We start from the raw sequence: 25,793 nt of genomic DNA, 5'->3' as shown, positions 1-25,793 counted from the left end.
CGGAGCCTGGCATGACGCTAAACCGCCAACGCCAACTCCGGCACGAACGCCGCCGGAATCGCCCGCTGCAGCCGCCATCGAATCGCCATCGGCCGCTCGCCCTCGTGGCTCACGTAGTCGGCAAAGCCCAGACAGAGGAACGGCATGGTCACCCCGCCGCGCCTGTTCTCCTCCCGCACGAACAGCATCACCCGGCTGCCGCGCGCCACGTGGTGGATGTATCTCTGCCCGGTGGCGGACGCTTCCCGGGTGAGGCTCTGGCTCTCCCAGTGGAACTCCCACGGGGAGATGGCGTAATCGTTGTAGCGGGTGGTTGGGGAGAACAGGCGCTCACTCTTCTTGAGGGTGATGAAGAACACGTCGCACTGGGTGGCGTCATCAAAGAACACGCCCTCGCGGCCGGGGAAAGGGCGGGCCTCGTTCAGCAACCCAAAGGCGGCGAACACCTCGGCGCGGGAGTAGCGGCCGTGGAGTTTGAGGGGGATGGGGGGCGGATCGGCGCGGTCCCAGTCGAGCGGGCTCACCAGGTGGTCGGTGCGCTCGAGCAGCAGCGCGAACAGCTCCAACAGTTCGGCGCGGAGGTCGGCGGCGGCCCAGAGCCGGACGAGGGCCTCGGCCAGGGGCAGGTGCTGCCGGCCGCTGCCCCATAGCTGGGCCATCAGCATGCGCCAGCTGCGTTCCGTCTCTGGATTGAAGCCCGCCGGATCGGGCGGTGCCGCGCGCTGCAGCTGATCCGCCAACCAGTGCAGCCGCTGAGGGTCGTCCAGATGCAGCAGCCCGCCGGCAATTCCCCGCCCCAACCGCTCCTCATCGCCGATGGCCGCCCCCGCCGCCAGCCACCCCAACTCCCGCTGCAGCAACGCCCAGGAGCCCGCCACCTTGTAGAACTCGCCCAGCTCCATCCCCAGCCCCTCCAGCAACCCCGCCAGCGAGCGGCGCCCAAGGCGGCGAGCTTCGGCGAGCAGCTGGGGTCGGCGCGTGGGCAGCGACTCGCGCAGATTGGCCAGCACCCGCTCGCTCGACACCCGATCGAGCTGCAGGCTGCAGCCGGCCGGCAGGAAGGGAAACCCGTCTTTGATTTGCTGCTCCAGCTGGTCGCGCGTGCCGCCGAGCAGGGCGCGGTAGCGCAGGTCGAAGCGGAAATTCCGGTGCGCCTGGCCGATGAAATCGAGCACCGTGAGGCAGCTCTTGCCCCGGCAGAGGCGCAGACCGCGGCCGAGCTGTTGCAGGAACACGATCGCGCTCTCGGTGGGCCGCAGGAACAGCACCGTGTCGATCTCTGGGATGTCGAGGCCTTCGTTGAACAGATCCACGGCAAACAGGATCTGCAGCTCGCCGGCGCGCAGGCGGCGGATCTGCTCGGCGCGCTGCTCCCGGGGGCTGGAGGCATCCAGGGCGGCGGCGCGCAGGCCGGCGGCCACGAACTTGCGGGCCATCCAATGGGCGTGCTCCACGCTCACGCAGAAGCCCAGGGCCCGCATCGAATCCAGGTTGGTGACCTTGTCTGCCAGTTCGCGCAGGACCAGGCGCAGGCGGGCGTCGTCGGCGGTGTAGAGGTTGGAGAGGGCCTCTGTGGCGTAGCCGTTGCGGCGCCATTCGATCCGCGAGAGGTCGGTGCCGTCGTGAAGGCCGAAGTAGTGGAACGGGCACAGCAGCCCCTGCTCTAAGGCGCTCCAGAGACGCAGCTCGGCGGCAATGCGGCCATCAAACCAATGGAGGATGTCCTCGCCGCCGGTGCGCTCGGGGGTGGCGGTGAGGCCCAACAGCAGGACGGGCGCCAGGTGGCGCAGCCAGCGCTCGTAGCTGGCGGATGCGGCGTGGTGGAACTCATCGACGATCACCACGTCGAACGTGTCCGGCGCCAGGTCGGCCGGATCCAGCCCAGCGAGCGACTGCACCGAGGCGAACACGTGGCGCCACTGGCTGGGGCGCTGGCCATCCACCAGCAGCTCGCCGAAGGACCCATCGCGCAGCACCTGGCGGAAGGTGGCGAGGCTCTGCTGCAGGATCTCGCGCCGGTGGGCCACGAACAGCAGGCTCGGGTGCCCCGGACCGCTCTGGCGGGCGTAATCGAGGGCGGCGATCACGGTTTTGCCCGTGCCAGTGGCGGCCACCACCAGGTTGCGCCAGCGGCCATGGAGGCTGCGCTCGGCCGACAGCTTGTCGAGGATCTCCTGCTGGTAGGCGTAGGGGCGGATGTCGAAGAAGCTGAGCGGGGTGGCGTCCGCGGCCGAGTCCCCAACCGACTCCTCTCGCACGGCCCGATCAAAGCGGCGCTGCTCCAGTTCGCTGGCCCGGTAGGGCTCGAACTCGCCCTCCTCCCAGTAGCTCTCAAAGGCGGCCTGGAACTTGGCCAGGATGCCCTCGTTGTCGTGGGCGGAGAGGCGCACGTTCCACTCCAGGCCGTCGTGCAGGGCGGCGGTGGAGAGGTTGGAGGAGCCGATGTAAGCGGTGGAGGCAGGGGGAGAGCCCGAAAGGCCAGGCCGATGGAACAGCCAGGCTTTGGCGTGCAGGCGGGTGCGGCGGGTGTCGTAGCTGACGCGCACCTCGGCGCCGTGGGCCACCAGCCAATCGAGGGCGCGGCGGTCGGTGGCGCCCAGGTAGACGGTGGTGAGCACCCGCAACTGCCGTCGGGGCTGGGCTTGCAGGAAGGCCGAGAGGGCCGGCTGGAGCAGGCGCAGGCCGCTCCACTTGATGAAGGCGCAGAGCAGGTCGATCCGCTGGGCGGAGGGGATTTCGTGGATCAGCGCCTGGCCCACCGACGGTTCGCCGCTGGCGTTCACCAGCAGGGTGCTGTCGGCCAGGGGGATGAGCGGGCGGGTGGTTTCGGCCTGGCCGGGTAGGAGCGCCGTGGATCGGATCTCCGAGAGCAGCTGGGCGGAGGGGTGCAGTAGGTCGCCCGTGGAGATGGCGCGGGGTGCATTGCTCTGGAGCAGGCCCACCAGTTGGTTCACCAGGGCCAGCTGGTGCTCAGGGGTGGCGCCTCCGCTCAGGTGCTCCAGGGCGATGCGGGCCAGACCCGCCAGGTGCCGGGCCAACAGGCGCGGGGCTTCCTGGGGATCGAGGCCGTCCTTGTCATAGAGATCGCGCGCCAGCAGGCCCAGTTGCTGCTCCAGGCCCTCGGTGAGGAGTTGCTGGTAGAGGCCGGGGGGTGGGGCCTGGTCGGGCATGGGGTGGCTAGGCGCTTGGGGTGCCTTAGATCGACACGAGTACGACCCAGCTGAGCGCATGTTATGCGGATCCGCATAACATGCGCTTCGATACCACAACCAGGATGAGGTTAGTGCTTTTGCAAGGGGTCGACTCATATCAGCGTTGCCGCCATCTATGCCTCTTCCGGAATGCAGAGCGGCATGAGGGGCTTTGTACGCAACCACCTAACTAAAAGCTAGATTGATACTTTATGTGCACAGAGTTCTTATGAAAACATACACATTTGAAGAGCTTACCGACATAGAATTTCAGGACCTTGTTAACGATCTTCTGGCAAAGAAGCTCGGCTGTGCGATCGAGAGATTTAAGCCTGGCCGAGATGGCGGAATTGACGGCCGCCTATCCTGGGCGAAGGGTATTGGAGTCATCCAAACAAAACACTACCGCGGATCTGGTATCTCAAAATTGATATCCAAGATCAAGAGCTCAGAATGCGAAAAGGCAAAAACACTGCAAACTTCAAGGTATTTCTTTGTGACATCATTGGGTCTCAGTCCGCTAAACAAGAATAAGATTATTGCAGCTTTCTCAGGGGTTCCTCTTGAATCAAGGGATATTCTAGGGAGTGACGAAGTCAATGCTCTTCTAAGGGAATTCCCCGACGTCCATAGAACGTACTATAAGCTTTGGTCTGACAGTGCTAATTCTTTGTCCCTCTTCTTGCATCCTGAGATAAATGCAAGGGAGATCGCGCTAAAGGACCGGCTGCAACGCATCAATAAGCTTTTTGTTGAAACTGAAGATTTTCGGCCCGCCTTAGAGTCGATGAACACCTCGCATGTTGTTGTACTGTCGGGTGAGCCCGGTGTTGGTAAAACGACTCTTGCTGAATACCTTTGCCAAGTGCACATGAAAGAGGGCTACCGAATCGATGTGATTGAAGGCGACATTACGCAGTATCCCATCGATTTGACCGATCCGGACAAGAAAGTACTTCTTTACTTTGATGACTTTCTTGGCGCAAATTACTTCGCAGCGGTTTCCGGAAATCAGGATTCGTCAATTGTGCGACTCCTTGACCAAGTTCGCAACGAGCCCAATAAGAGGATCATCTTAACTTCGCGGGCTAATATCATCGGAAAGGCAGAGATTTTTAGCCAGTCATTTCGAACATACGGGCTCGCCAGGCGTCAGTATGTTATCAATATCAACAGGTACTCTAGAATTACGAAAGCGAAGATTCTTTATACGCACCTCTGGCATAGTGCTCTAGATGATCGAATGAAATCTGAGATTGCTGTAGATGACTTCTTTTGCAAGGTTATTGATCACAGAAACTTTAATCCACGACTTATTGCATTCGGGCTTACAGTTGAAGGGCAAAATAGCAAATCTTTGGCAAAGTCGCTCCACGATCATCTTGAGAGACCGGATCAGATCTGGGATCACTGTTATACAGTTCAACTGGACGAACAAGCTCGGATCCTGGTAAAGCTATGTGTTGCAGCCGGTGGGAAAGCCTCGGAAGGTGTTCTGTCACAGGCCTACGAATTGGCACTCCGAGAGTATCAGTTTGTTCCGACTAGTAATCAGCCAAGGGACTTCAGCTACACCTCGCGGCTGGTTTGCAATTCTCTACTAGTGAAAAATATCGGTCAGATGGAAACGATCTATTCTCAGTTCAACCCGTCGGTCTCAGACTTCGTAATTGGCAGAATAAACAGCTTAGGAGAAGCAAGGAAGCTAGTGGCTGCCTTGGACTCTGAAAACGTCGTGAAGTTCTACAATGATCTCATCAGGTCAAAAAAGATGAGGCGTTCCGAAGCCACTTCAGTTTCTTCCTTGTTGCTAGATCGATATCTGGATACTGATGACAATCGATTCGCAATTGCACTTGATCTTGCCCTATACCTTGAGGATGAGACACCTCTCCTCAAGATTGCAATAGAACAATTCACTAAACTTGATCTGGCCAGAGCACCCGGAATCTCCAGCTATCGATTAGCCTCGATTCTTGAGAAGATTTTTGCTTTTGGTGTGGGCGAGACAAAATATCTCGAAGCCTTGAACTGTCGATCTTTCGGACACAGCCAGTTAAACGACTTCTACGTTGTGCTTGCAGATGTTGCAGGATTTAATGAGGTAAAGACTCTGCTGAAAGAGCAAATTCTTCAGTCGCTTGAGGAGGATATCGATGACATCATTAACGAGAGCGATGGTTTAGACGAATGCAACGACGAAGACGACGTTTTCGCATTTGCTGAGGGATGTGTGGATTCGTTGCTAAAACACTATGGGATGCTCGATCAAAGTGATGTTCTGATGCTCAAAATGGCTTACTCAATCGATGGTCTCCTAGAGAGAGCAAGGGAACGTTGGGACAGCTGTGATGATGACGTGGAATCTAGTACTACATCGTGGGAAGATCTTGACAGTGACAGCGAAGACGCGCTCATCAAGGAACTGTTTCGCAAATTCAAGCCTACCCTCTAGACGACCTGACAATACTGTTCCCATTTTTAGGTTATCTAGGCATTAGTACAGTAAGTGATTTCCCTCAAATCTGGCCTGTAGTAGCTCAAACCGATTCATCAGCTTTTGAAGCTTCTGCTCCTTCCTTTTTTTAGCGCTCGGTGGCCCATCAAAATGGTTCATCTCATTGCCTAAGAGATAATCAACAAAGTCTTTGGGCTCGCAAGGTTTTGAGCCCATCCACTTGTGAAAGTTTCGATGAATACTGCTGCTGATAGCGATTAAGTTGTCTTCATAGGCTGCCAGGTCGGGGCGTGAGCTGGCATCGAAAAGATGATGCGCCTCCAGTTCAACTGGATGTTGATCAGAGGCAGATGGTTTGTAGCCAGAAACGGCACAGCCAGGACCATCTTTACGGAGTGCCCTCTGCCGAACTTTTTCCTTCGCGGCCTTCACTCTGGCTTCATGGCTTTCGAGCAGCTTTCGCTGGACCTCAAAGCATTCCTCCGCCACATCGGCAACAGCTTTCACCCATGCCTTTCGTGCCTTGGTGATCCTTCCTTTGTCCCTCATCGTCTTCGCCAGGCGCACGATGCCACGCTGGCTCCAATGGCGCTGATCGTTGCCCTCAAAGCTATCAAAATGTACACCGATCTCTAAGCCCTCAGCACCTTCTAGGCCAGAGCTCTCTTCCTGTATCCGTGTGATGGTGCCAGCCATCCCTTTGCCATTGGTGCCCAGCACCCTGACAACTGAGCGCTGCTCCAGAAAAACCAGATCACCTCGGATCTTGATGGCGCTCCGATCTTGAGTGACTTGAATGATGCGCCGTTTGACGAGTGTGCGTGTTACCCGTGCACGGTGCTGGGTAAAGAACTCATGAATCTTGGCTAAAATGCTCCCACCTTCCTTCTCCTCCAGATACTTCGCCAGGGCCATCACGCCTTCTTCGTAAAAGCGCCGGCTGCGAGCTTGGCCAGGCTCGTATTCAAAGAACTCCCCTTCTACCAACTCCCATTCGTCATCAGCATGTGTATCAAAGAATAGGCAGATGCCGTTCAGCTTCTTGGGGCTGATGCCAAGAATTCTGGCTGTCTCCTGAAATGAGAAGGCATCACGTGATCGCTTGGATGTTGTCGTCATCGTATTACTTAAAGGAAGGCAAGGAGGGAATCACGCATTTTTTGGAGCCGCTCCATGACGCGCGGATCGCCCCCAACATCGGGATGGTGTTCCTTGGCGAGCCTGCGGAAGGCTTCTTTGATGTCTTCGGCGCTGGCTGTTGATGGGTCAAGTGAGAACACATGCCATGGTCTGAAATTCTCTAAGACATCGATGCCGTTAATCGATGTTTTGTCAGTTTTGGCACGCTCGCTATGGGGAACTCCAACCCACTCCCGATAGAGCTTGAGCCAATCGGCCTTTGTTTTGAGATCAAACGTGCGGCCCGCCATCGCGAGGTTGAATTCACTTGACTTGCGCAGCTCTGTGGCGTTCTTGCTGCCAAAGACCTTGCAGACTGCCGTTTTGAGCTCTGTCAGCGTGAGAACAGGTTCAGGAAACGGCTTTCCGTTGATGAACTCTGCAAACGCCAGCAGAGTATCGGCATCCGGAGCCCCAGCTGAGAGGATCTCCTCGATCCTTGCCAAGACCGCTGGTCGATCAAGCTTCTTGCGCGTTTGCGTCTTGGTAGCCACGGCTCAGGACTGCTGTTTGCCCTTGATAACCCCCCGAACGCCTCCTCGGGGGGATTTGTCATCACCTGTTCGTCGCGGAAACAGATGCCAGTGCGCCTGAAACACCGTCTACCCCGCCGCCTCGCCTGAGTTCAGCCCCCCTCTTGCGTTGAGCGAACCAGCCCAGCCTCTGATCGACGCGTCCTGGGCGCTCAGCTGCTCCCGCCGCAGCTTCAGCAGCTCCACCACGGCGTTCCACTCCGGCTGGTGCAGCTCCAGCCCGTCGGCCCCATGACGACGCGGGATCACCAGGCTGTGCCCCTCGTTCTCCAGCAGCACCCGGCCGCTGCCCTCCAGCGCGCAGAACACACAACCCGCTTCGCGGTGGCCGTAGCTGGGCTGTACGCCGCGGAAGTCGGTGCACCCTCTTGCGTAGGCAAACAGCCGTCGCGCTTGCCGGCGTTGCAGCGGAAGCAGAGGGCCTGCAGGTTGCTGATGGCGTCGGAGCCGTCATGTTTTCACCGAGCCGCTGATCGGGCTGCGGTGGCGGCTGCGGTGGGCAACCACCTCTTCGCCGCGCCGCTCGCGGAAGGCGTCGAGGCGCTGGCGGCAGAGCTCCAGCAGCGCGTCGCGCTCGCCATCGCTCAACGCGTCGCCGCCGATCAGGCTGTCGTGGCCATCGCCATAGGCGGTGATGCCGTTGAAGGTGAACCCGGCCCACCAGGCGCTTCCCAGGATCCGCCGGGCCACGTCGTGCGGTTGGGCGGGGCTCCGGCGGCCCAGGAGTTCCATGAGCATCAGGGGTTGGTCGATGGGGCCCATGCGCATGCGCTTGGCGATGGAGTGCCGCAGGCGCCCGTAGGTGCCAGAGGGGGGCGGGGGTATGGGGGCTTCCTGGCTGGGGTGGCATTGGTACCTTGCCCAAAGGGCCAGCACAATGGACCCATGACCCGGACAGCACCGTTATCACCTCTCACGGCCGAAGAGGTGCTCAACCGCCTCCGTCAGCGCCAGCCTGACTGGCACCGCCGTTTTCATGTGGTGGGGCTCGGCCTGTTCGGCTCCGTTGCCCGCGGCGATGCCCGCCCAGACAGCGATCTCGATGTCTGGGTCCAGCTTGATCCGCTCACGCCCTACGCCCTGGTGCACTTGAAACAGGAGCTGGAAGAGCTGATGCAGTGTCCCGTCGACCTGGTGCGCTTGCGGGATCGCATGGCCCCAACCCTCCGAAAGAGGATTGAGCAGGAGGGCCTCACGGCGTGACGGAGGACCAGAAGGATGTCCTCCTGAGCCTCCTGAGCGCGCTCAAGCGTGCCCAGCGCAAATCCCAGTCTCTGATTGCCAATTCTGAGGTATTGGATCAGGAGGAAGGAGAAGATGCTCTGGATGTGATCTGCTTGGAGTACTGACGAATTGGCACCACGCAGCCCATGCGCGATGGCATCCATCTCTCCATTCCCTTTGCCCCCTTTTGAACGTGCCTACAGTGAGTCCTTCGCTGGGTGTGGTGGCGATGGCGCCCATGTCTGACCTCCTGCTGCTACCGCCGTGCGAGCGGTTGGCCTTGGCGATCGCCCTGTGGGACAGCCTCGATGACCAGTCCCGGGATGGGGCGCTGCCGGTGGACCCCGCCCTCTGCGCCGAACTCGACCGGCGCTGGGCGACCCATCGCGACAACCCCGAAGCGGCTGTGCCCTGGGATGAGGTGCGGAGCCAGCTCGGCATCGGATGACCAGGCCCGCGATTCGCTTCCTGCCGGAGGCGGTGGAGCATCTGCTGGAAACCCAGCGTTGGTACAGCCGGCTAGAGCTGGCGTTGGCTCGGGACTTCGCTGAAGCCTTCGCTGCTGCGGTGGAGCGCATCCGCCGCGATCCCCGATCCTTCCCCCTGATTCACGGGCAGACCCGCAGGCTCGTGCTGCGGAGGTTTCCCTATGCCGTGTACTTCCGAGAGCAGGGTGCTGAATCCTGGTGATTGCCCTGCACGGCCGTCAGGATCCCCGGCGCTGGCAGCAGCGCACCTGAACGCACCACTGCTGGGTGAGACAGGGGTGGCACTTGTGGAGGAGAAGCCCCGGCGATCACCCTGGCCCACGAATGCTCCCCCATGCAGACAACGCGATCGTTGACGAAGCCAAGATCTGCGACTATCTGCTCTCAGACACGCATCCAGTTGGTCGCTTCAAGGCAAGCGTCTTTAGTTCACTCGGCTACACCGTTGAATCCTGGACCTGACTTCGTGATGATCTGCTCCACCATGGCCAGACTGGGACGGTTCAGCGGATCGAGATCAGTGCCTATGGGATGAAAGTAGTCATCAGTGCTACGTTGAAAGGCCCCAACGGGGCATCCAGACCATTCAGAACGGTCTGGCTGATCCCCGATCATTCCAGACAGCCAAGGCTCGTCACCGCATTTCCGGAGTAAGTCATGTTCGTCTTGCACCAGACAGTTGCTCTCACCCACGACATTCCTGAGGCTGGTCTGCAGTTGGGCGATCTCGGTGCTGTCGTAGCTATTCACGCCCCGGCAAATCTCAAGGTTGAGTTTGTCGCTGCATCGGGACGCACCCAATCGCTGTTGACGCTTTCAAGCAGCAGCCTCCGAGCAATTGGTGATCAGGATCTGATCGCTGTGCGTTCATTGGCAACGGCCAATCCCTGAGATTCGACATCGTTCAGCCTCTCGCTTGCCAGGATCCGCCGGGCCACGTCGTGCGCCGGGGCGGGACTGGCTGTTGCCTGGTAAATCAGAGGCCCAGCAGTCCCTGCAGCATGAGCGGTGGGTCGATGTGGCTCATGCGCATCTGCTCGGCGGTGGTCTCGCGCAGGCGCTGGCGGGTGTGACAGGGGGTGGCACTTGCGGAGGAGAAGCCCTGTCGCGATGCCATGCCCTCCATCACCCCCCTCGGCCAGACCTGGCAGGTTGCCTACGATGAATCCACTGAAAGAAGCAGAGGCTGTGCATACGTTCTCCGCCGCCATCGAGCGCTGCGCGGACACAGGAATGCTTGTGGGCTATGTCCAGGGCTTCCCCGGCGCCCACAGCCAGGGGGAGACCCTTGATGAGCTGCAGGCCAACCTCCAGGAGGTGATCGCCATGCTCCTGGAGGACGGCGAGCTGGTCCTGGAAAGCGACTTCGTGGGCCTGCAGCAGATCGTGGTGCCGGCATGACCCTGGAGGAATTCCTCAGCCACCGCTGAACCACGAACCTCAAGCGTCTGCCTTCGGCGATGGTCTGCCCCCATGCAGTCCCCCGACCAGGAAGCGCTGCCAGAGTGGGCGGGCTTGCGGCATTCCATGCCCCACCACGGCCCGCCCCTGGCCCCACTGGTCGACCTGGCCCGCCTCCTGCAGGCCGGCCTGGGGGGCGATCCGGCGGCAGCGGCGCTGCAGGATCTGGACCACAGCCTCAGCTGGGCCGAGCTCGATCACCAGGTGGAGCAGCTGGCCCGGGCTTACCAGCGGCTGGGCCTCCGGCGGGGTGACCGGCTCGCCTCCCTGATCCCCAACCGGGTGGAGCTGGTCGTCCATTACCTGGCCGGGCTGCGCAGCGGCCTGGTGCTCACCCCTCTCAACTACCGCTATGTGCCCCCGGAGATCGACCATGCGCTGACGGTGAGCGGCGCCGCGGCCCTGGTGTTCCACGGCGAACGGCTGGCCGATGTGCAGGCCAGCGCCGTGGCGGGCCAACTGCCCCTCGGCTGCCACCGCATCGATGATCCCTCCGGTTTCGAGCCCCTGCTGGCCGCGGCCCCTACCGCCGGCGACGATCCGCCCTGGCCTGGGCTGGCCGGCGAGGAACCTTCCTTCATTTATTTCACTTCCGGCAGCACCGGCCGGCCGAAGGGTGTCACCCACAGCCGGGCCAGCTTCGCCGCGGTGCTCACCTCCTTCATCCAGGCCAGCGAACTGCGGGCCGGGGAGGAGGTGCTGGCCGGCAGCTCCCTGGCCCACATCGCCTCTTCGGCCCTCGTGCTGGCGGCCCTGGCCGCCGGCGCCTCCGCCGCGATCGCCAGCCGCATCGATGCGGCCACCGTGGAAAGCCTGTTGCGGCGCCACCGGCCCTCGCTGCTGCTGATGCTGCCCGCCGCCCTGTTCGAGCTGCTGCGGGATGCACGGCTGCTTCCGACGGATCTGGGCTCGGTGCGTCTCTGCATCAGCGGCGGCGACAAGGTGCCCCATCAGCTGCAGGAGGAGTTCCGCCGGGCCGCGGGCTTCGGCATCGACGAATGCTTCGGCATGAGCGAGATCGGCTACACCACCCTGGCGCCCCCGTCGGGACCGAACCGGATCGGCTCCGTCGGCCGGCTCTGCCCGGGGTTCAGCGCCAGCCTGCGCCACGAGGACGGCACCGAGGTGGCCCCGGGAGAGCAGGGCCGCCTCTGGATCCAGGCGCCTTCGATGATGGTGGGCTACTGGGACAACCCCCAGGCCACCGCCGACACCATCCAGCAGGGCTGGCTCGACACCGGCGATGAGATGCGGGTCGACGCCGACGGCTTCTTCTGGTTCTGCGGCCGCCGCAAACAGATCATCGTCCACGACAGCTCCAACATCTGCCCCCAGGAGGTGGAGGAGGCGCTCTCTGAACATCCGGCCGTGGATCTGGTGGGGGTGATCGGCATCCAGGACCCGGTGCACGGCGAGAACGTGTGGGCCTACGTCACCCTGCGCCCGGACCAGCCCGCCCCCAGCGAAGCCGAACTGATCGCCTTTGCCCGGGCCCGGGTCGGCTACAAGGCGCCGGAGGAGATCCGCGTGCTCGAGGAGCTGCCCCTCACTCCGGTGGGCAAGACCGACCGGCTGGCCCTGCGGCAGCTGGCGGCCGATGCACGGCACGCCTCCTGAGCTTCTCCCCATGGGCCTCTTCTTCGCCGATCCCCTCTTCGAGCGCTTCGCGTTCCGCGCCCTGTCGCACGCCCCCTACGGCGGGGCGGATTTCGGCGAGTGCCTCGTCACGGCGTCGCAGATCACCCCCGGGGATGGGGACAGCTGGTTCCGGGCCTGGAGCGCGACGGCGGATCGGGTGAGCGAGATCGCCGACGCCTGTGCGGCGGCCGGCCACGCGGTGAGTGCCCGGGAGGCCTGGCTGCGGGCCAGCAACTACTACCGCACCGCCTGGCTGCCGCTCTTCGGGGCGCCCGTGGATCCCCGGCTGCTGGAGGCCTTCGACCGGGAGGCCGGGGCGTTCGCCCGGGCGGCCGCCCTGATGACGCCGGCCGTGGAGGCCGTGGAGATCCCCTACGAGGGCACCACCCTCCCCGGCTACTTCCACCGTGCCGATGACTCGGGCCTGCCGCGCCCCACCCTGATCGCCACCAACGGCTACGACGCCACCGTGCACGAGGCGCACTTCGCCCATGCCGTGGCCGCCGTCCGCCGCGGCTACCACTGCCTCACCTTCGACGGCCCCGGCCAGGGCCGGCCCCTCATCCACCAGGGCCTGGTGTTCCGCCCCGACTGGGAGGCCGTGGTGGGCCCGGTGGTCGACTATGCCCTCACCCGCCCGGAGGTGGATCCGCAGCGGATCGCGCTGATCGGCTGGAGTTTCGGCGGCTATCTGGCGCCCCGCGCGGCCAGCGGCGAACACCGCCTGGCGGCCTGCATCGCCGATCCCGGCCAATGGGACCTGCTCGAGGCGCTGCGCACGTTCCTGCCGCTGGACCCGGCCGCGCGTGAGCGGCTGCCCCAGATCACCCCCGCCGATCTCGAGGCCTTCGAGGCCCTGGTCCGCTCCGATCCCTACCTGCACTGGACCTTTCGGCGGGCCCTCTGGGTGCACGGCCTCGATTCCATCGCCGACTACCTCCGCATCGCCGGCGACTACAGCCTCCGGGGGCGCGCCGAGAAGATCCGCTGCCCCACCTTCGTGGCCTGGGCGGAGGCCGATCCGATCGCCCGCTTCGCGGAACAGCTGCATGCCGCGCTGCGCTGTCCCCGCACCCTGGTGCGCTTCACCACCGCCGAGGGCGCTGGCGGCCATTGCGAGGAGACGGCACGCTCCCTGTTCCACCAGCGGGCCTACGACTGGCTGGAGGCGGTGTTCGCGAGCCCCCGCACCTCTGACCCAGGCCGATGACCGAGGAAGCCGCCCTGCTCGACTGGATCGGCAACCGCGGGCGCCGCTGCAGCGTCGGCGAGGTGGCCGCCGGCACCGGCCTGTCCCTGCAGGAGGTCGAGCCGGGGCTGCTGGCCCTGGTGGCCGAAGTGTCCGGCCATCTGCAGGTGGCCGAGGACGGCACCCTGCTGTTCGTCTTCCCCCCCGCGCTTCGGATGCGGCTGCTGGCCCTCAGCGGCCGCCGCCGGCTGCAGGCCCGGCTGCAGGCGACCCTGCGCCTGGCCGCCCGCCTGATCCGGCTCAGCTTCGGGGTGGTGCTGCTGCTGGTCACCACCCTGGTGGTGCTGATCCTGTCGGTGCTGCTGGTCGTGCGGCTGTTCACCAGCGACGACGCCGACGATGCCGGCCTGGCGTTGCTGCAGGGGCTGGCCCAGGTGCCCCTCTCGATCCTGGATCTGCTCGCCTCCGGCCTCCGGGCCCCGGCGCGCCAGGGCTCCGCCTCCGTCACGCCGCAGCAGCTGTGGAGCCTGCTCTGGGACCTGCCCGGTGAAGGCGCTGATCCGGCCTCCCTGGGCTTCCTCAGCGCCGTGTTCTCGATCCTGTTCGGCGATGGCGATCCCAATGCCCGCTTCGAGCCGCAGCGCTGGCGCCGCATCGGCGCCTTCCTGCGCAAGCGCGGTGGCGTGGTGATCGCCGAGGACCTCGCCCCTCTGCTCGATCTGCCCGACTGCCCCTCCGATCCCGACCGCCGCCGGGACCTCGCCGATGCCGCCATGCTGCCGGTGCTGCTGCGCTTCGACGGCCGCCCCGAGGTGAGTGAGGACGGGGACCTGATCTATGGCTTCCCCTCCCTTCCCGCCCGCGCCGCCGGCGGGGATGGGCCGGTGCCGCCCCTGCGCGAGCGGGCCTTTCGCTTCAGCCGGGCCGGAGCCGGGCAAAGGGTCGCCTATGGCGTCGCCGTCGGGGCCCTGCTGGTGCTCTCGCCGTGGCTGCTGGCGATCACCCCCGCCTGGCTGCCCCCGGTGGCCTGGCTGGCGCGCTTCGCCATCGGCTATGCCCTGTTGCTGCTGCTCCTGCCCCTGGCCCGCCTGCCGCTGCAGTACGGGCGCAACCGTGCCATCGCCGCCCGCAATCGCCGCCGCCAGGCCTGGGCCAAGGCGGCCCGCAGCGCCGATCCCCAGCTGAAGCGCCGCCGGGCCGTCGCCCGCCGTCTCGGCGCCACCGAGTCCGGCCGGCCGGCGCCGCGCATCGTCTACGACAGCGGCCGCGATCTGCTGGAGCAGACCATCGACGACCTGGACCGGGGACCCCGGCCGACCGCCTGAGGCCCCATGCGGGTGCCACCACGGCGCAGACCAAGCCGCTGCAGGCGCGCCTCAGCCGAGGTCGTTGATCAGCACGATGCGGTAGCGGGCTTTGCCGGCGCGGAGGTGATCCAGGGCTTCATTGACCCGCGACATCGGGAAGAACTCCGTGGTGGGGGCGATGCCGTGGCGGCAGCTGAACTGCAGCATCTTGTCGGTGGTGGATGGGCTGCCCAGGGGCGAGCCGGAGAGGCTCTTCTGCCCGAGAATCATCGGGAAGGCCGCCAGGGCGATCGGTTCAGGCACGGCCCCCACGGTGTGCAGCCGGCCCTTGGGTTTGAGGGCGGCGATGTAGGTGTTCCAGTCGAGGTTGGCGTTGGTGGTGTTGAGGATGAAGTCGAAGCTGCTTGCCGCCTGGGCCAGTTCTTCGGCGTTGCGGGAGTTCAAGGTGCGATGGGCGCCCAGCTGGAGCGCTTCCTCCCGTTTCGAGTCGCTGGTGGTGAAGGCGGTGACGTCGCATCCCCAGGCCCGCAGAAACTTCAGGGCCATGTGACCCAGCCCGCCGATCCCGATCACCGCCACGCTGTCGGTGGGTTGGATGCCGAGCTCCACGATCGGGTTGAAGACGGTGATGCCGCCGCAGAGCAGCGGGCCGGCCTTCTCGGTGTCGAGACCCTCCGGCAGGGGGGCCACCCACGTCCACTGGGCCCGCACCCGCGTGGCGAAGCCACCGTGCCGCCCGACGATGGTGGCCTCGGCGTTGAGGCAGAGGTTCTGGTTGCCGGAGAGGCACTGATCGCAGGCACCGCAACTGCCGGAGAACCAGCCCAGCCCAACCCGGTCACCGATGCTCAGGCGCTTGGTGTGCTCCCCGAGGGCGACCACCCGCCCGATCACTTCGTGGCCGGGAACAAACGGATAGGCGGTCATGCCCCAGTCGTTGTCGAGCATGGAGAGATCGCTGTGGCAGATGCCGCAGCTCTCGACGGCGATCTCCACCTCCTCGCAGCCCAAGGGGCCTGGGGTGTAGCTGAAGGGCTCAAGCGGTTGCCCGGCGCCGGGGGCGGCGAGGGCCTGGATCGGTGCGGACATGGAAGTTGCCGGGCGGCCGTGCCGAGCCTAGGAAGCCCTGCCCAGCCCATGGCCGCACCCCCATGGCCCCCGCAGGCCTGCCGCCTGAGACAATCCTCCATCGCCTGTGCCCAGCGAAAGACATGAGCGTTCTCGGCAGAGAGGCGATCCTGCAGGCGATCGAAGCGGGCACGATCGGGGTCACCCCCTTCGCCCCCGAGCGGCTGGGCCCCGCCTCCCTCGACCTCACCCTCGCCCGCACCTTCCGCGTCTTCCGCAAGGTGCATCAGGTGATCGAGGTGGGCGAGAACACCGACTACCGCCAGCTCACCGAGAAGATCGAAGTGCCGGAGGGCCAGCACATCCTGATCATGCCGGGCGAGACGGTGCTCGGGATCACCCAGGAGCGGCTGCGCCTCGGCCCCGGCCTCTGCGGCTGGCTGGAGGGCCGCAGCCGTTTCGCGCGGCTGGGCCTGATGGTGCACATCAGCGCCCCCTTCATGGGGCCGGGGATCGACAGCCAGCAGGTGCTGGAGATGAGCAACTTCGGCCCCGCTCCCCTGGCGGTGCATCCCGGCACGGCGATCTGTCAGTTCGTGTTCCAGAAGCTGCAGGGCATCGAGAGCTACGCCGGCCGCTTCGCCGGCCAGACGGAAGACAGCTTCTAAGGGTTCTCGGTGAGCTGCAGCAACAGCCGGGCGTCGGCGCCGGCGGCCACGCTCAGCACGGGGGCGTCCCAGCTGCCGAGTTGGTGGTCCACGCACAGATCCATGGCCCCGGCCAGCACCCCGGCCGTGGAATCCGCCACCTCCCGCAGCAGACGGGAGAAGGAGCGGTTGGCCTCCGCAGCACTCATCACGTCCACCAGCAAGGATCAGAAGTAGTGATGAGCACGACCTTGGCCCGCCTTTGTCGTTGCGGCCTGGCCCCTCAGAAGATCCCCAGCGTCTTCTTCTTGCAGTAACCCGCCCCGATGTTCATCCAGCCCGAGAGGCAGGGCTTGCCGTAGGTGGGCCGCACCTCGTAGTAGATCGGCGAGTTGCAGTGCTGCTTGAGGTCGTTGACATACCCCAGCGGGCATTCGTTCTGGCCCGGCAGCTTGGGAATCCGCTTCTGGGCCAGCGCCGGGTCCGGAGTGAGCAGAGGAACGCTCAGCAGCGGCAGGGCCATGAGCCCGGCGGCCAGGGCGAGGGATGGCTTCGGCACGGGGCGGACTTGCAGTTGATCAACCCTAGGGAGGTTGGGCCGCCGTGATCCGCACGGGTCCGCCGTCGCTGGCGCCATTCGCTTCGCCTGGCCAGGATCGGCGGGAACGTCGATGGCCCGCGCATCGCACCCCGCCCGCGCCGCCGCCGATGCCCCATCCCTCCCTGCCGCCGATCGCCGGCCGTGAAGCCGAGATCCTGGCCCTGGTGCAGCAGAGCGGGCCCGTAGCGCTGCCCCGCACCAACCTGCGGCTCGAGGCGATCACCTCGGCCTTTGCCTGTGCACTGCACATGCACCAGCCCACGATCCCTGCGGGTGCCGATGGCGCGCTGATCTCGCACCTGCAGTACATGCTCGAGCACCCCGGCGAGGGCGACAACCACAACGCCGAACCCTTCGCCCACTGCTACCGGCGCCTGGCCGACCTGATCCCCCAGCTGATCGGCGAGGGCGCCAACCCGCGGATCATGCTCGATTACTCCGGCAATCTGCTTTGGGGGTTCCAGCAGATGGGCCGCGCCGACATCCTCGAGGCGCTCACCGTCCTGGCCTGTGATCCCGCCGTCGTGCCCCATGTGGAGTGGCTCGGCACGTTCTGGAGCCACGCCGTGGCGCCCTCCACGCCGATCCCCGATCTGAAGCTGCAGATCCTGGCCTGGCAGCACCACTTCGCAGCCCTCTTCGGCAGCGAGGCCCTGCAGCGGGTGAAGGGCTTTTCGCCCCCGGAGATGCACCTGCCCAACCACCCCGACACATTGTTCGCCTTCGTGAGCGCCCTGCGGGACTGCGGCTACCGCTGGCTGCTGGTGCAGGAGCACAGCGTCGAGAATCCCGATGGCAGCAGCCTCACCCGGGAGCAGACGCTGCTCCCCAACCGGCTGGTGGCCCGCAGCTCCAGCGGCGAGGAGGTGTCGATCACGGCGCTGATCAAGACCCAGGGCTCCGACACCAAGCTGGTGGGCCAGATGCAGCCCTGTTACGAGGCCCTGGGGCTGGGCCGGCTGCCCCTGGGTGGCACGGCGGTGCCGGCGCTGGTGGCCCAGATCGCCGACGGCGAGAACGGCGGCGTGATGATGAACGAGTTCCCGCCGGCCTTCCTCCAGGCCCACCGGCGCCTGGCGGCCCAGGACGGCGGCGGCAGCGGCGGCACGGTGGCGATCAACGGCAGCGAATATCTCGAGCTGCTCGAAGCGGCCGGGGTGGGCGACGCGGCCTTCCCGGTGATCCAGGCGGTGGGGCAGCACCGGCTGTGGCAGCACATCGGCGCCACCCCCACCCCCCAGACCGTGGAGACGGCCATCACCGGGCTCCAGGCCGGCGACCCCTCCTTCTCGATGGCCGGCGCCTCCTGGACCAATGACCTCAGCTGGGTGGAGGGCTACGCCAACGTGCTGGAGCCCATGAACCTGCTCAGCGCCCGCTTCCACCAGGTGTTCGATCCCCTGGTGGCGGAGGATCCCGCCGTGACGCGCACCCAGCCCTATCAGGAGGCCCTGCTCCACCTGCTGCTGCTGGAAACCAGCTGCTTCCGCTACTGGGGCCAGGGCACCTGGACCGACTACGCCCGTGAGATCCACCGGCGCGGGGAGGCGGCGATCGCGAGGGGGGCCTCAGCCCTGGGCGCCCTCGCCTGAATCCCCTTCCGGGAGCGGAGCCACTTCGGGGAAGTACCGGGCCATGCAGGCATTGCAGACGCCGTGGGAGAACTCGACGTTGTCGTGGCTCTTGATGAAGGACTCCACGGATTCCCAGTAGCCCTGGTCGTTGCGGATGCCCTTGCAGTAGGAGCAGATCGGAATCAGGGTCTCCATCACCTCGATGCGCTGCAGGGCGGCGGCCAGCTGGTCGGAGATCCGTCTCAGTTCCAGTTGCAGCACCACCTGGTGGGCCAGGGTTTCGAGGGAGCGGATCTGCAGGTCACTGAGCTCACGGGGCCGTTGATCGATGACGCACAGCGTGCCGATCTTGGCCCCGCCCGGTGTGCACAGGGGCACCCCCAGATAGAAGACGATGTTGGGTTCGCTGCAGACCAGCGGATTGTCCCGGAAGCGTTCATCCACACGGGCATCCTTCACCACGAGGGTCCGGTCGCCGAGAATCGCGTGGGCACAGAAGGACACATCCCGGCTCGTTTCGCTGGCCGACAGACCCACCCGGGACTTGAACCACTGACGATCCGCATCCACCAGGCTGACCAGGGCGATCGGCACGTCGCAGAGCTGGGCGGCCAGGAAGGTGATGTCGTCGTACGACTGCTCGCTTTCCGTATCCAGGATGCGGTAATCGTTCAGGGCCTCCAGCCGTGCCGCCTCGCGGGGAGCCACGTTCGCGCGCATGGAGAGCCCTTCACCTGCCCAAACGTAGGCAAGGCCTTTCGGGGGCCTGAGGGAGGTTCACATCTCCTTACCCCTCCGGACGCTGCGCACCTGGCCGCAACCGACAGGGGTTCCGACCGGGTAGACAAGGATGGTGCACGTGCTGAGGACTCCTGGCTGGCCCGCTCTCCCGTGTGTTCGGCGGCTTCCCGTGGTCTGAACGCCCCAGCGGCGATCCCGAGGCCGGATGGAGCCGCCAGCGGATTCGCCGCGAGAGCGTGCTGCTGGCCGCCACGATCTTCGCCGTCGCGGGGGTGGCCCTCAGCGCCAACTACTGGAGCGCCACCCGACTGCTGCGCAACCAGGTGCGCGACAGCCTCCACAACCTGGTGAGCATCGCCGCCCGTGAGATGGATCCGACCCTCGTCGCCACCATCACCAGGCCGGAGCAGACGGGTGATCCGGACTATCGCCGCGCCACTGCGCCCCTGCTGAAGCTCCGCAGGCTGGTGCCTGACATCTATTACGCCTACGTCTTCATCGCCACCCCGGACGGGCTCCGCTTCACGCTCGACAGCACGTACTACATCCAGAACCCCGGGGCCCCCGCCAGCCCCGTCAGCGTCGGCGACCTCTACGTCAATCCCTCTGGCGATGCCCTGCGCGCCGCCCGGAGCGGCATGGTCACCGTCAGCACCAGGCCCTACACCGATCACTTCGGGTCCTTCATGAGCGGCTTCGCCCCCATTCGCGACCGCGACGGGGCTCTGGTGGGTTTCGTCGGGATCGACATCTCGCTGGCCCAGCTGCGACGCAAGGAGCTGCCCCTGCAGCTCACCTACCTGCTGGGCCTGATCGGCAGTGCCGGGTTCTCGGTGCTGGCCGCCAACTTCCATCGCCGCTCCCTCAAGGCGAGGGCCCGCGCCTTCCAGGCCATGGCCTCCGCAGAACGGGCCAAGAGCACCTTTCTCGCCACCCTCAGCCACGAGATCCGCACCCCGCTCAACGGCGTCATCGGCATGACAGGACTGGTGCTGGCCACGGAGCTCTCGCCCCAGCAGCGGGAGTGCCTCGACATCGTCCACAGCTCGGGGGAGTCCCTGCTCACCCTGCTCAACGGCATCCTCGACTACACCAAGATCGAGGCCGGCCACCTGGAGCTGGAGCTGGCCCCCTGCCGGCTGCGTCCCCTGCTGGAGGAGACCATCGCCGCCTGCTCCAGCCTCGCCCGGGTCAAGGCGATCGACCTGGCCCTGGTGCTGCCGCCTGAGCTGCCCGAGGCGATCCTCACCGATGCCATCCGCCTGCGCCAGATCCTGCTCAACCTGATCGGCAATGCCATCAAGTTCACCGATGCCGGCAGCGTCGTGGTCTCCGTGGAGGCCGGCGCTCCGGTGGCCGCCGGGGCGAACCTGCCGGAGAACGCGACGATCCTGTTGGCGTTCGCCGTCGCCGACACCGGTGTGGGCATCGCCGCCGACCACCTGGAGCGCCTGTTCCAGCCCTTCTCCCAGCTGGGCGCCACCGCCAACGCCCCCCAGGCCGGCACCGGGCTGGGGCTGGCCATCAGCCGGCAGCTCGTCGTGGCCCTCGGCGGCACGATCCAGGTGGAGAGCACCCCTGGCCGGGGCAGTGTGTTCCGCTTCCGCCTGCCGGTGCAGGTGGTGGAGGCCCCTGCCGCCCCTGCTCCCGCCGCCCCCCGGGTGGCCACTCCCGCTGTGGCGGAGCCGCCGCCGGCGTCCGCCGAACCGTTCGCCGCGCGCCATCCCCTGCGCATCCTGCTGGTGGACGACAGTGCCGTGAACCGGCGGCTCTGCGAGCTCATGCTGCGGCGCCTCGGCTACGAGCCCGATTCCGCCGTCGACGGCCAGGAGGCGCTGGAGCGCCAGCGGCTCCTCGAGCCGGACCTGATCCTGATGGATGTGCAGATGCCCCGGCTCGATGGCCTCGAGGCCACCCGCCGCATCCGTTCCTGCGGCGGACGGTCCGACCGGCCGTGGATCGTGGCACTCACGGCCTTCACCACCGCCGAGGACCGGGAGGCGGCCCTGCAGGCCGGCATGAACGACGTTCTCGCCAAGCCGCTCCGCAGTGAGGCCCTCCTGGCCAGCCTTGTCACCGCCCACGCCCATGCCGGCGGCCGGCGGCCCCCTGTCTAGGCGATCAGCCTCAGGGCAGGGTGAAACCGGAGGTGTTCAGGTGCTTGAGGTCGAGCATGACCACCGTGACCCAGACCAGCAGGGCCAGGCCGGCCAGGGAGCCGATCACCAGCAGCAGGCCGGCGATCACCGACCGGGGGGTATCGCTGTCGTTGGCCACGGGCAGGGGGCGAACTGGGGCCACTGTCCCACGGCCGGACCCGGGCCGCATCCTGCCCTCAGCCGGACGTCTCAAGCCGTCGCCTCGGCTGTTTCTTCGGTGTCGGCCAGCACCAGCCGCAGCAGCACCGGCGCCAGGAAGGTGGTGCCCATCACCATCAGCAGGATCGCCGCCTCCAGCGACGGCCCCAGCACCCCGGTCTGGGTGCCCAGCCCCAGGAAGATCAGGCCCACCTCGCCCCGCGGCATCATCCCCAGCCCCACCGCCAGCCGGTTGGTGGGCCCGCTGCTGCGGTAGCTCCAGCCGGCCGCCACCTTGCTGACCACGGCGGCCGCCAGCAGGAAGCCCGCCATCACCAGGCCCTCGTGGTTGGCCGCATCGAAGGGATTGAGCACCGAGAGGTCCATGCCGCTGCCGATCAGCACGAAGAAGACGGTGGCGAACAGGGCCACCAGGGGCTTCACCGCCTCCTCGATCGCGTGCCGGTGGCGGGAGCCGCTGAGGATCAGGCCGCCGGCGAAGGCCCCCAGGGCCGCCTCCAGCCCGAAGGCCTGGGCGGCGAAGCAGGCCAGCGACATCACCAGGAAGGCCGCCACCACCACCTCGCCCGGGGCCTTGAGGCGATCGAGCAGCCCGTCGAAGGGAGGCGCGGCGGTGCGGCTGAGGAACAGGGCCACCACCACGAACACCGCGGCCGCGGCGATCAACTTCAGGATCGGGCCGAGGCTGAAGCCTTCGCCGCCGGCCAGGGCCACCACCACGGCCAGGATCACGATGCCGAGGATGTCGTCGAGCACGGCGGCGCCGATCACCGTCTGCCCCTCCCGGGTGCGCAGGAACTTCAGCTCCCCGAGCACGCTGGCGGTGATGCCGATGCTGGTGGCGGTCATGGCGGCACCGGCGAAGATCGCCGGCAGCAGCGGCACGCCGAACAGGAACTGCAGGCCGAAGGTGCCCAGGGCGAAGGGCAGCACCACCCCGGTGAGGGCCACCGTGATCGCCTGGCCCCCCACGGCCATGAGCTCGTCGAGTTCGCTTTCCAGGCCGGTGAGGAACAGCAGGGCCAGCAGGCCGATCTTCGCCACCGCCTGCAGATTGCTGAAGCCGTGGTCGTAGATCTCCTGCACCTGGTCGGGGCCCACGTGGGCGAGGGCGGCGATCGTGCCCTCGGCGAGGGCGTTGAGCTGGGCCCCCAGTTCCGGCGCCAGGATCAGGTGCAGCCCCGATACGCCGATCAGCACGCCCGCCACCAGCTCGCCAAGGATGGCCGGCAGGCGGAAGCGCACCATCAGCTCCGCCAGGGCCCGGGCGGCGAAGAGGATGACGATGAAGCGGCCCACCTCGATCAGGGTCTCGGCCGCCTCGATCTGGTGGCCTCCGGTCGCGAGCAGCAGGGTGGGAGCGTCCATGGCGGACCGGCAAAGGCGATGCCGAAATCCTTTCATCCCTGCACAGGCCGCGGGCCCGGGATCAGCGGACCGGGATCGCGGGCGCCGGTGGCACCCCCCGGCAGACTGAAGGACCAGCCGTCTCCGCCGCCCGCATCGATGGCCAGGTTCAGCCGCACCCCGCGACCGCCCCAGGGCGGGCCGCCGGTCCCCCTGGGGGTGGTCGTCGCCATCGGCCTGCTGCTGGCGGGACTGCCGCTGCTGCTGCTAAACCAACAGCACTCGGGTGATCCGTTCAAGATCCGCCGCGAACTGCGCAAGTTCTGAGGCCGCCGCCCCGTGACCCTGCCCTGCCGCCGCCGCTGGTTCCTGCTCCTGCTGGGGAGCCTGCTCGCCACGATCCTGCTGGCCACCGTTGCCGCCATGGCCGGCGGGGCCCAGTCCGCCGATCCGCTGCCCTCCTGGAATCCGGGGGCGGCCCGGGACGGCATCGTCCGCTTCGTCCGCCAGACCACGGACCCCGCCAGCCCAGCCTTCGTGCCGCCCGCCGAGCGCATCGCCACCTTCGACCAGGACGGCACCCTCTGGGTGGAGCAGCCGGTCTACCCGCAGGTCCGCTTCATCCTTGAGAAGGTGCCCGGGGCGGTGACCACCCGCCAGGAACTGGAGCGGCTGGCCGCCACCGCCCTCAGCGGCATGCCCTTGGACACCTTCAAGGCCGATGTGCGCCAGTGGCTGGCCACGGCCCGCCATCCCCGCTGGCAGCGCCCCTACACCGAGCTCACCTACCAGCCGATGCAGGAGCTGCTCCGCTACCTGCGCGCCCATGGCTTCAAGACCTACATCGTCACCGGCGGTGGTCAGGACTTCGTGCGCGTCTTCGCCGAGGAGGTCTATGGCATCCCGCCCGAGCAGGTGATCGGCAGCGCCGGCGCCACCCGTTACGGCTACGACGCCCAGGGCCGGCCCTTTCTGACCAAGGAGCCCCGGCTGCTGCTCAACGACAACGACGCCGGCAAGCCGGAGGGCATCCAGCTGATGATCGGCCGACGGCCCATCGCCGCCTTCGGCAACTCCACCGGCGACCGGCAGATGCTGGAGTACACCAAGGCCGGTGATGGCGCGCGTCTGTCGATGCTGGTGCTGCACGATGACGCCCGCCGCGAGTATGCCTACGGCCCGGCCCTGGGGCTGCCGGACAGCCGGGTGGGGCCGTTCACCCAGGGGCTGTACGACGAAGCGCGCCGGCAGGGCTGGATCGTGATCAGCATGAAGAACGATTGGGGGCGCCTGTTCGCCTTTGAGCCTTGAAGGCTGCCCCGCCCGCGGTGGCCGGCTTCGGCCGATAGCCTCCGGCGCCCGATGCGTTCTAGGGTCGTTGTCTCTTCATCCTTCACCATGAAAGTCCTGGCCCTCTCCCTGCTGGGCGCTTCGCTCGTCGTCGCTGTCGGCCCAGCGGCCCAGGCCCAGCAGCGCTGCACCTTCCTGCAGCCGATTGGTGGCGATGGCACCACCCCGATCGTCTCCAAGCGGGTCGGGGCCGCCAAGCTGATCGGCAAGGAGAACTGGAACACGGACTTCATCGTCAACCAGCCCTACAGCAGCTTCAAGTTCTTCTTCACGGCCAATTCCTCCGACGCCAATGCCAAATATCCGGTGAGTGGCTTTATGAAGTTCAGCGACGGCAGCAATCTGCAGGTGATCAACGAAGTCATGAACCCGCCCATGGGCACCGGACGCATGTTCGGCCCCTTCCCCGCCATTCCGGGCAAGCAGGCCAGCCAGATGAACTTCAAGGTGGGAGCCAGCAGCGATCCCGGCGCCCTGGGCTTCAGCTACCGGATCTCGGTTCAGGGCTGCCAGTAGGCCCACGCCGATGCTGCTGCCCCTGCTGCTGGCCCTCTCACCGGCACCCGGTCCGGTGATCACCAACGGCCCTGTGGTGGCCGTGCTGGAGAACCGTCGCCAGCCCAGGCCCGATGGCATGGATGAGGTCCAGCCCGTGGCCACCGTGCGGGTGGACGGGAAGGTGGTGGGTCAGTTGATGGGGGCGCTGCGGATCGGCCCCGGCAGCATCGATTCGGTGCTGCAGGTGGTGGAGATGGATCCCTCCAATCCCTACCCGGAGGTGCTGCTTTCCTCGTTCACGGGCGGCGCCCACTGCTGCAACGACACCCGGGTGCTCACGAGCAGCCCTGACGGCCGCCGCTGGTTTGAGGTGCGCCGCGATCCGGTGAACGGTGGCCCTAATGGCGCCAGCGACCCGCTGGGCAACGGCCGCTACCTGCTGGTGGACGTGGACAACCGCTTTCTCTACCAGTTCGCCAGCTACGCCGGCAGCAGCGCCCCCAGCCAGATCTGGCAGCTGGACGGCCCCCGCTTCGTCGACATCAGCCATCGCCGCCAGATGCTGCCGCTGCATCGCCGCCGGCTGCAGGAGATGGAGAGCTGGTTCCGCCAGCCGGCCGATGAGCGCCCCGAGGCCAACGGTTTCCTGGCCGCCTGGGTGGCCACCAAGGCGCTGGTGGGGGAGTTCGACAGCGGCTGGAAACGGATGCTGGGCCTCTACGACCGGAGCTCCGACTGGGGGCTGACCTCCTGTGAGGCGGGCTACAACGCCAAGGGCGACTGCCGGCGGCCGGAGAAGCGCTATGCCAGCTATCCCGACGCGCTGCGGGCTTTCCTGGGACGCACCGGTTACCTGCCGGCGGCGCCCTGATTCAACCCAGAAAGGTCATGGTCAGGCTCACCAGGGCCAGGCCGGTGAGGCCGGTGGCGGTCAGCAGTCCGATGGATCGGTGCACGGGGATCTCCCTCATGGGCAAAATC

Annotated in this window: 29 protein-coding genes and 1 pseudogene; 17 read left to right on the top strand and 13 right to left on the bottom strand. The window is 65.9% G+C overall.

Going from position 1 to position 25,793, the window contains the following annotated elements; genetic code table 11:
- Positions 1–17: 17 nt before the first annotated feature.
- Positions 18–3,170, bottom strand: a complete 3,153-nt coding sequence (locus KBY81_RS04315) for a DUF3427 domain-containing protein (protein ID WP_254975735.1) — start codon at positions 3,168–3,170, stop codon at positions 18–20.
- Positions 3,171–3,420: 250 nt separating this feature from the next.
- On the opposite strand from KBY81_RS04315, the gene KBY81_RS04310 reads away from it, so the two are divergent.
- Complete coding sequence (locus tag KBY81_RS04310) at positions 3,421–5,646, top strand: GTP-binding protein (RefSeq protein ID WP_254975734.1); 2,226 nt, start codon at positions 3,421–3,423, stop codon at positions 5,644–5,646.
- Between the two features lie 42 nt (positions 5,647–5,688).
- Here the strand turns inward: KBY81_RS04310 and KBY81_RS04305 are convergent, their stop codons facing one another.
- The 5 genes from KBY81_RS04305 to KBY81_RS04290 form a co-directional block, all read right to left on the bottom strand.
- Positions 5,689–6,768, bottom strand: a complete 1,080-nt coding sequence (locus KBY81_RS04305) for a hypothetical protein (protein WP_254975733.1) — start codon at positions 6,766–6,768, stop codon at positions 5,689–5,691.
- A gap of 8 nt (positions 6,769–6,776) precedes the next feature.
- The gene (locus KBY81_RS04300; RefSeq protein WP_254975732.1) at positions 6,777–7,322 is read right to left on the bottom strand and encodes a DnaJ domain-containing protein; all 546 of its coding nucleotides are present in this window, start codon (positions 7,320–7,322) and stop codon (positions 6,777–6,779) included.
- A gap of 108 nt (positions 7,323–7,430) precedes the next feature.
- Complete coding sequence (locus KBY81_RS04295) at positions 7,431–7,670, bottom strand: hypothetical protein (RefSeq protein WP_254975731.1); 240 nt, start codon at positions 7,668–7,670, stop codon at positions 7,431–7,433.
- Positions 7,607–7,789: a hypothetical protein gene (locus KBY81_RS16695; protein ID WP_396103656.1), complete on the bottom strand. Its 183-nt coding sequence runs from the start codon at positions 7,787–7,789 to the stop codon at positions 7,607–7,609. Before KBY81_RS16695 ends, KBY81_RS04295 begins: the two co-directional genes overlap by 64 nt.
- A 22-nt stretch (positions 7,790–7,811) precedes the next feature.
- Positions 7,812–8,129, bottom strand: coding sequence for a hypothetical protein (locus tag KBY81_RS04290; RefSeq protein ID WP_254975730.1), 318 nt, complete (start codon positions 8,127–8,129; stop codon positions 7,812–7,814).
- A 117-nt stretch (positions 8,130–8,246) separates the two neighbouring features.
- Here KBY81_RS04290 and KBY81_RS04285 point away from each other — a divergent pair, with 117 nt between their 5' ends.
- The 5 genes and pseudogenes from KBY81_RS04285 (at position 8,247) to KBY81_RS04270 (ending at position 9,964) form a co-directional block, all read left to right on the top strand.
- Positions 8,247–8,564, top strand: coding sequence for a nucleotidyltransferase family protein (locus KBY81_RS04285; RefSeq protein ID WP_254975729.1), 318 nt, complete (start codon positions 8,247–8,249; stop codon positions 8,562–8,564).
- A 259-nt stretch (positions 8,565–8,823) separates the two neighbouring features.
- Positions 8,824–9,033: an addiction module protein gene (locus tag KBY81_RS04280; RefSeq protein ID WP_254972444.1), complete on the top strand. Its 210-nt coding sequence runs from the start codon at positions 8,824–8,826 to the stop codon at positions 9,031–9,033.
- A complete protein-coding gene (locus tag KBY81_RS04275; protein WP_254975728.1) occupies positions 9,030–9,275 on the top strand; it encodes a hypothetical protein in 246 nt (81 codons plus the stop codon). The genes KBY81_RS04280 and KBY81_RS04275 overlap by 4 nt, the downstream gene beginning before the upstream one ends.
- A 122-nt stretch (positions 9,276–9,397) precedes the next feature.
- Positions 9,398–9,727, top strand: a pseudogene (locus KBY81_RS16690) (DUF6883 domain-containing protein).
- Between the two features lie 3 nt (positions 9,728–9,730).
- Positions 9,731–9,964, top strand: a complete 234-nt coding sequence (locus KBY81_RS04270; RefSeq protein WP_254975727.1) for a DUF4926 domain-containing protein — start codon at positions 9,731–9,733, stop codon at positions 9,962–9,964.
- An 85-nt stretch (positions 9,965–10,049) separates the two neighbouring features.
- On the opposite strand, the gene KBY81_RS04265 is transcribed toward KBY81_RS04270, so the two are convergent.
- Positions 10,050–10,190 (bottom strand): hypothetical protein, encoded by a 141-nt coding sequence (locus tag KBY81_RS04265; RefSeq protein ID WP_254975726.1) that lies wholly within the window; start codon positions 10,188–10,190, stop codon positions 10,050–10,052.
- A 44-nt stretch (positions 10,191–10,234) separates the two neighbouring features.
- Here KBY81_RS04265 and KBY81_RS04260 point away from each other — a divergent pair, with 44 nt between their 5' ends.
- The 4 genes from KBY81_RS04260 to KBY81_RS04245 all read left to right on the top strand — a co-directional run bounded on the left by KBY81_RS04260 (position 10,235) and on the right by KBY81_RS04245 (position 14,686).
- Positions 10,235–10,474 carry a type II toxin-antitoxin system HicB family antitoxin gene (locus tag KBY81_RS04260; protein WP_106221760.1) on the top strand — a complete coding sequence of 80 codons (240 nt, stop codon included), beginning with the start codon at positions 10,235–10,237 and terminating at the stop codon, positions 10,472–10,474.
- Between the two features lie 126 nt (positions 10,475–10,600).
- Positions 10,601–12,151 (top strand): class I adenylate-forming enzyme family protein, encoded by a 1,551-nt coding sequence (locus tag KBY81_RS04255; protein WP_254975725.1) that lies wholly within the window; start codon positions 10,601–10,603, stop codon positions 12,149–12,151.
- A gap of 10 nt (positions 12,152–12,161) precedes the next feature.
- Positions 12,162–13,382: a S9 family peptidase gene (locus KBY81_RS04250; RefSeq protein WP_254975724.1), complete on the top strand. Its 1,221-nt coding sequence runs from the start codon at positions 12,162–12,164 to the stop codon at positions 13,380–13,382.
- Positions 13,379–14,686, top strand: a complete 1,308-nt coding sequence (locus tag KBY81_RS04245; RefSeq protein WP_254975723.1) for a hypothetical protein — start codon at positions 13,379–13,381, stop codon at positions 14,684–14,686. Before KBY81_RS04250 ends, KBY81_RS04245 begins: the two co-directional genes overlap by 4 nt.
- A gap of 51 nt (positions 14,687–14,737) precedes the next feature.
- Here the strand turns inward: KBY81_RS04245 and KBY81_RS04240 are convergent, their stop codons facing one another.
- A complete protein-coding gene (locus KBY81_RS04240; protein ID WP_254975722.1) occupies positions 14,738–15,757 on the bottom strand; it encodes an NAD(P)-dependent alcohol dehydrogenase in 1,020 nt (339 codons plus the stop codon).
- A gap of 122 nt (positions 15,758–15,879) precedes the next feature.
- Between KBY81_RS04240 and dcd the strand changes: the two genes are divergently transcribed.
- Positions 15,880–16,404, top strand: coding sequence for a dCTP deaminase (gene dcd / locus KBY81_RS04235; protein ID WP_106221768.1), 525 nt, complete (start codon positions 15,880–15,882; stop codon positions 16,402–16,404).
- Here dcd and KBY81_RS04230 read toward each other — a convergent pair.
- The gene (locus KBY81_RS04230; RefSeq protein ID WP_254975721.1) at positions 16,401–16,592 is read right to left on the bottom strand and encodes a hypothetical protein; all 192 of its coding nucleotides are present in this window, start codon (positions 16,590–16,592) and stop codon (positions 16,401–16,403) included. The two genes, dcd and KBY81_RS04230, sit on opposite strands and share 4 nt — an antisense overlap.
- 74 nt (positions 16,593–16,666) lie before the next feature.
- A complete protein-coding gene (locus tag KBY81_RS04225; RefSeq protein WP_106221772.1) occupies positions 16,667–16,906 on the bottom strand; it encodes a hypothetical protein in 240 nt (79 codons plus the stop codon).
- Positions 16,907–17,091: 185 nt separating this feature from the next.
- On the opposite strand from KBY81_RS04225, the gene KBY81_RS04220 reads away from it, so the two are divergent.
- Positions 17,092–18,576, top strand: coding sequence for a glycosyl hydrolase family 57 (locus KBY81_RS04220; RefSeq protein WP_254975720.1), 1,485 nt, complete (start codon positions 17,092–17,094; stop codon positions 18,574–18,576).
- On the opposite strand, the gene KBY81_RS04215 is transcribed toward KBY81_RS04220, so the two are convergent.
- A complete protein-coding gene (locus KBY81_RS04215; protein WP_254975719.1) occupies positions 18,553–19,278 on the bottom strand; it encodes a GAF domain-containing protein in 726 nt (241 codons plus the stop codon). The two genes, KBY81_RS04220 and KBY81_RS04215, sit on opposite strands and share 24 nt — an antisense overlap.
- Before the next feature lie 173 nt (positions 19,279–19,451).
- Here KBY81_RS04215 and KBY81_RS16590 point away from each other — a divergent pair, with 173 nt between their 5' ends.
- Positions 19,452–21,416 carry an ATP-binding protein gene (locus KBY81_RS16590; protein WP_254975718.1) on the top strand — a complete coding sequence of 655 codons (1,965 nt, stop codon included), beginning with the start codon at positions 19,452–19,454 and terminating at the stop codon, positions 21,414–21,416.
- A 10-nt stretch (positions 21,417–21,426) separates the two neighbouring features.
- Here KBY81_RS16590 and KBY81_RS04205 read toward each other — a convergent pair whose 3' ends face one another.
- Positions 21,427–21,600: a hypothetical protein gene (locus KBY81_RS04205; RefSeq protein ID WP_254975717.1), complete on the bottom strand. Its 174-nt coding sequence runs from the start codon at positions 21,598–21,600 to the stop codon at positions 21,427–21,429.
- 47 nt (positions 21,601–21,647) lie between these two features.
- Positions 21,648–22,985 (bottom strand): cation:proton antiporter, encoded by a 1,338-nt coding sequence (locus KBY81_RS04200; protein WP_254975716.1) that lies wholly within the window; start codon positions 22,983–22,985, stop codon positions 21,648–21,650.
- A 138-nt stretch (positions 22,986–23,123) separates the two neighbouring features.
- On the opposite strand from KBY81_RS04200, the gene KBY81_RS04195 reads away from it, so the two are divergent.
- The 4 genes from KBY81_RS04195 to KBY81_RS04180 all read left to right on the top strand — a co-directional run bounded on the left by KBY81_RS04195 (position 23,124) and on the right by KBY81_RS04180 (position 25,683).
- On the top strand, positions 23,124–23,291 hold the full coding sequence (locus KBY81_RS04195) for a hypothetical protein (RefSeq protein ID WP_181280149.1): 168 nt from the start codon (positions 23,124–23,126) through the stop codon (positions 23,289–23,291).
- 12 nt (positions 23,292–23,303) lie between these two features.
- Positions 23,304–24,275 carry an HAD family phosphatase gene (locus tag KBY81_RS04190; RefSeq protein WP_254975715.1) on the top strand — a complete coding sequence of 324 codons (972 nt, stop codon included), beginning with the start codon at positions 23,304–23,306 and terminating at the stop codon, positions 24,273–24,275.
- Positions 24,276–24,362: 87 nt separating this feature from the next.
- Entirely contained in the window at positions 24,363–24,830 is a 468-nt protein-coding gene (locus KBY81_RS04185) for a hypothetical protein (RefSeq protein ID WP_254972429.1), read from the top strand.
- A gap of 10 nt (positions 24,831–24,840) precedes the next feature.
- Positions 24,841–25,683 carry a hypothetical protein gene (locus KBY81_RS04180; RefSeq protein WP_254975714.1) on the top strand — a complete coding sequence of 281 codons (843 nt, stop codon included), beginning with the start codon at positions 24,841–24,843 and terminating at the stop codon, positions 25,681–25,683.
- The last annotated feature ends 110 nt before the right edge of the window (positions 25,684–25,793 follow it).

The organism is Cyanobium sp. Lug-B, assembly GCF_024345635.1.
Taxonomy (GTDB): Bacteria; Cyanobacteriota; Cyanobacteriia; order PCC-6307; family Cyanobiaceae; genus Cyanobium; species Cyanobium minutissimum.
This window is presented reverse-complemented; position numbering and strand designations above follow the sequence as displayed.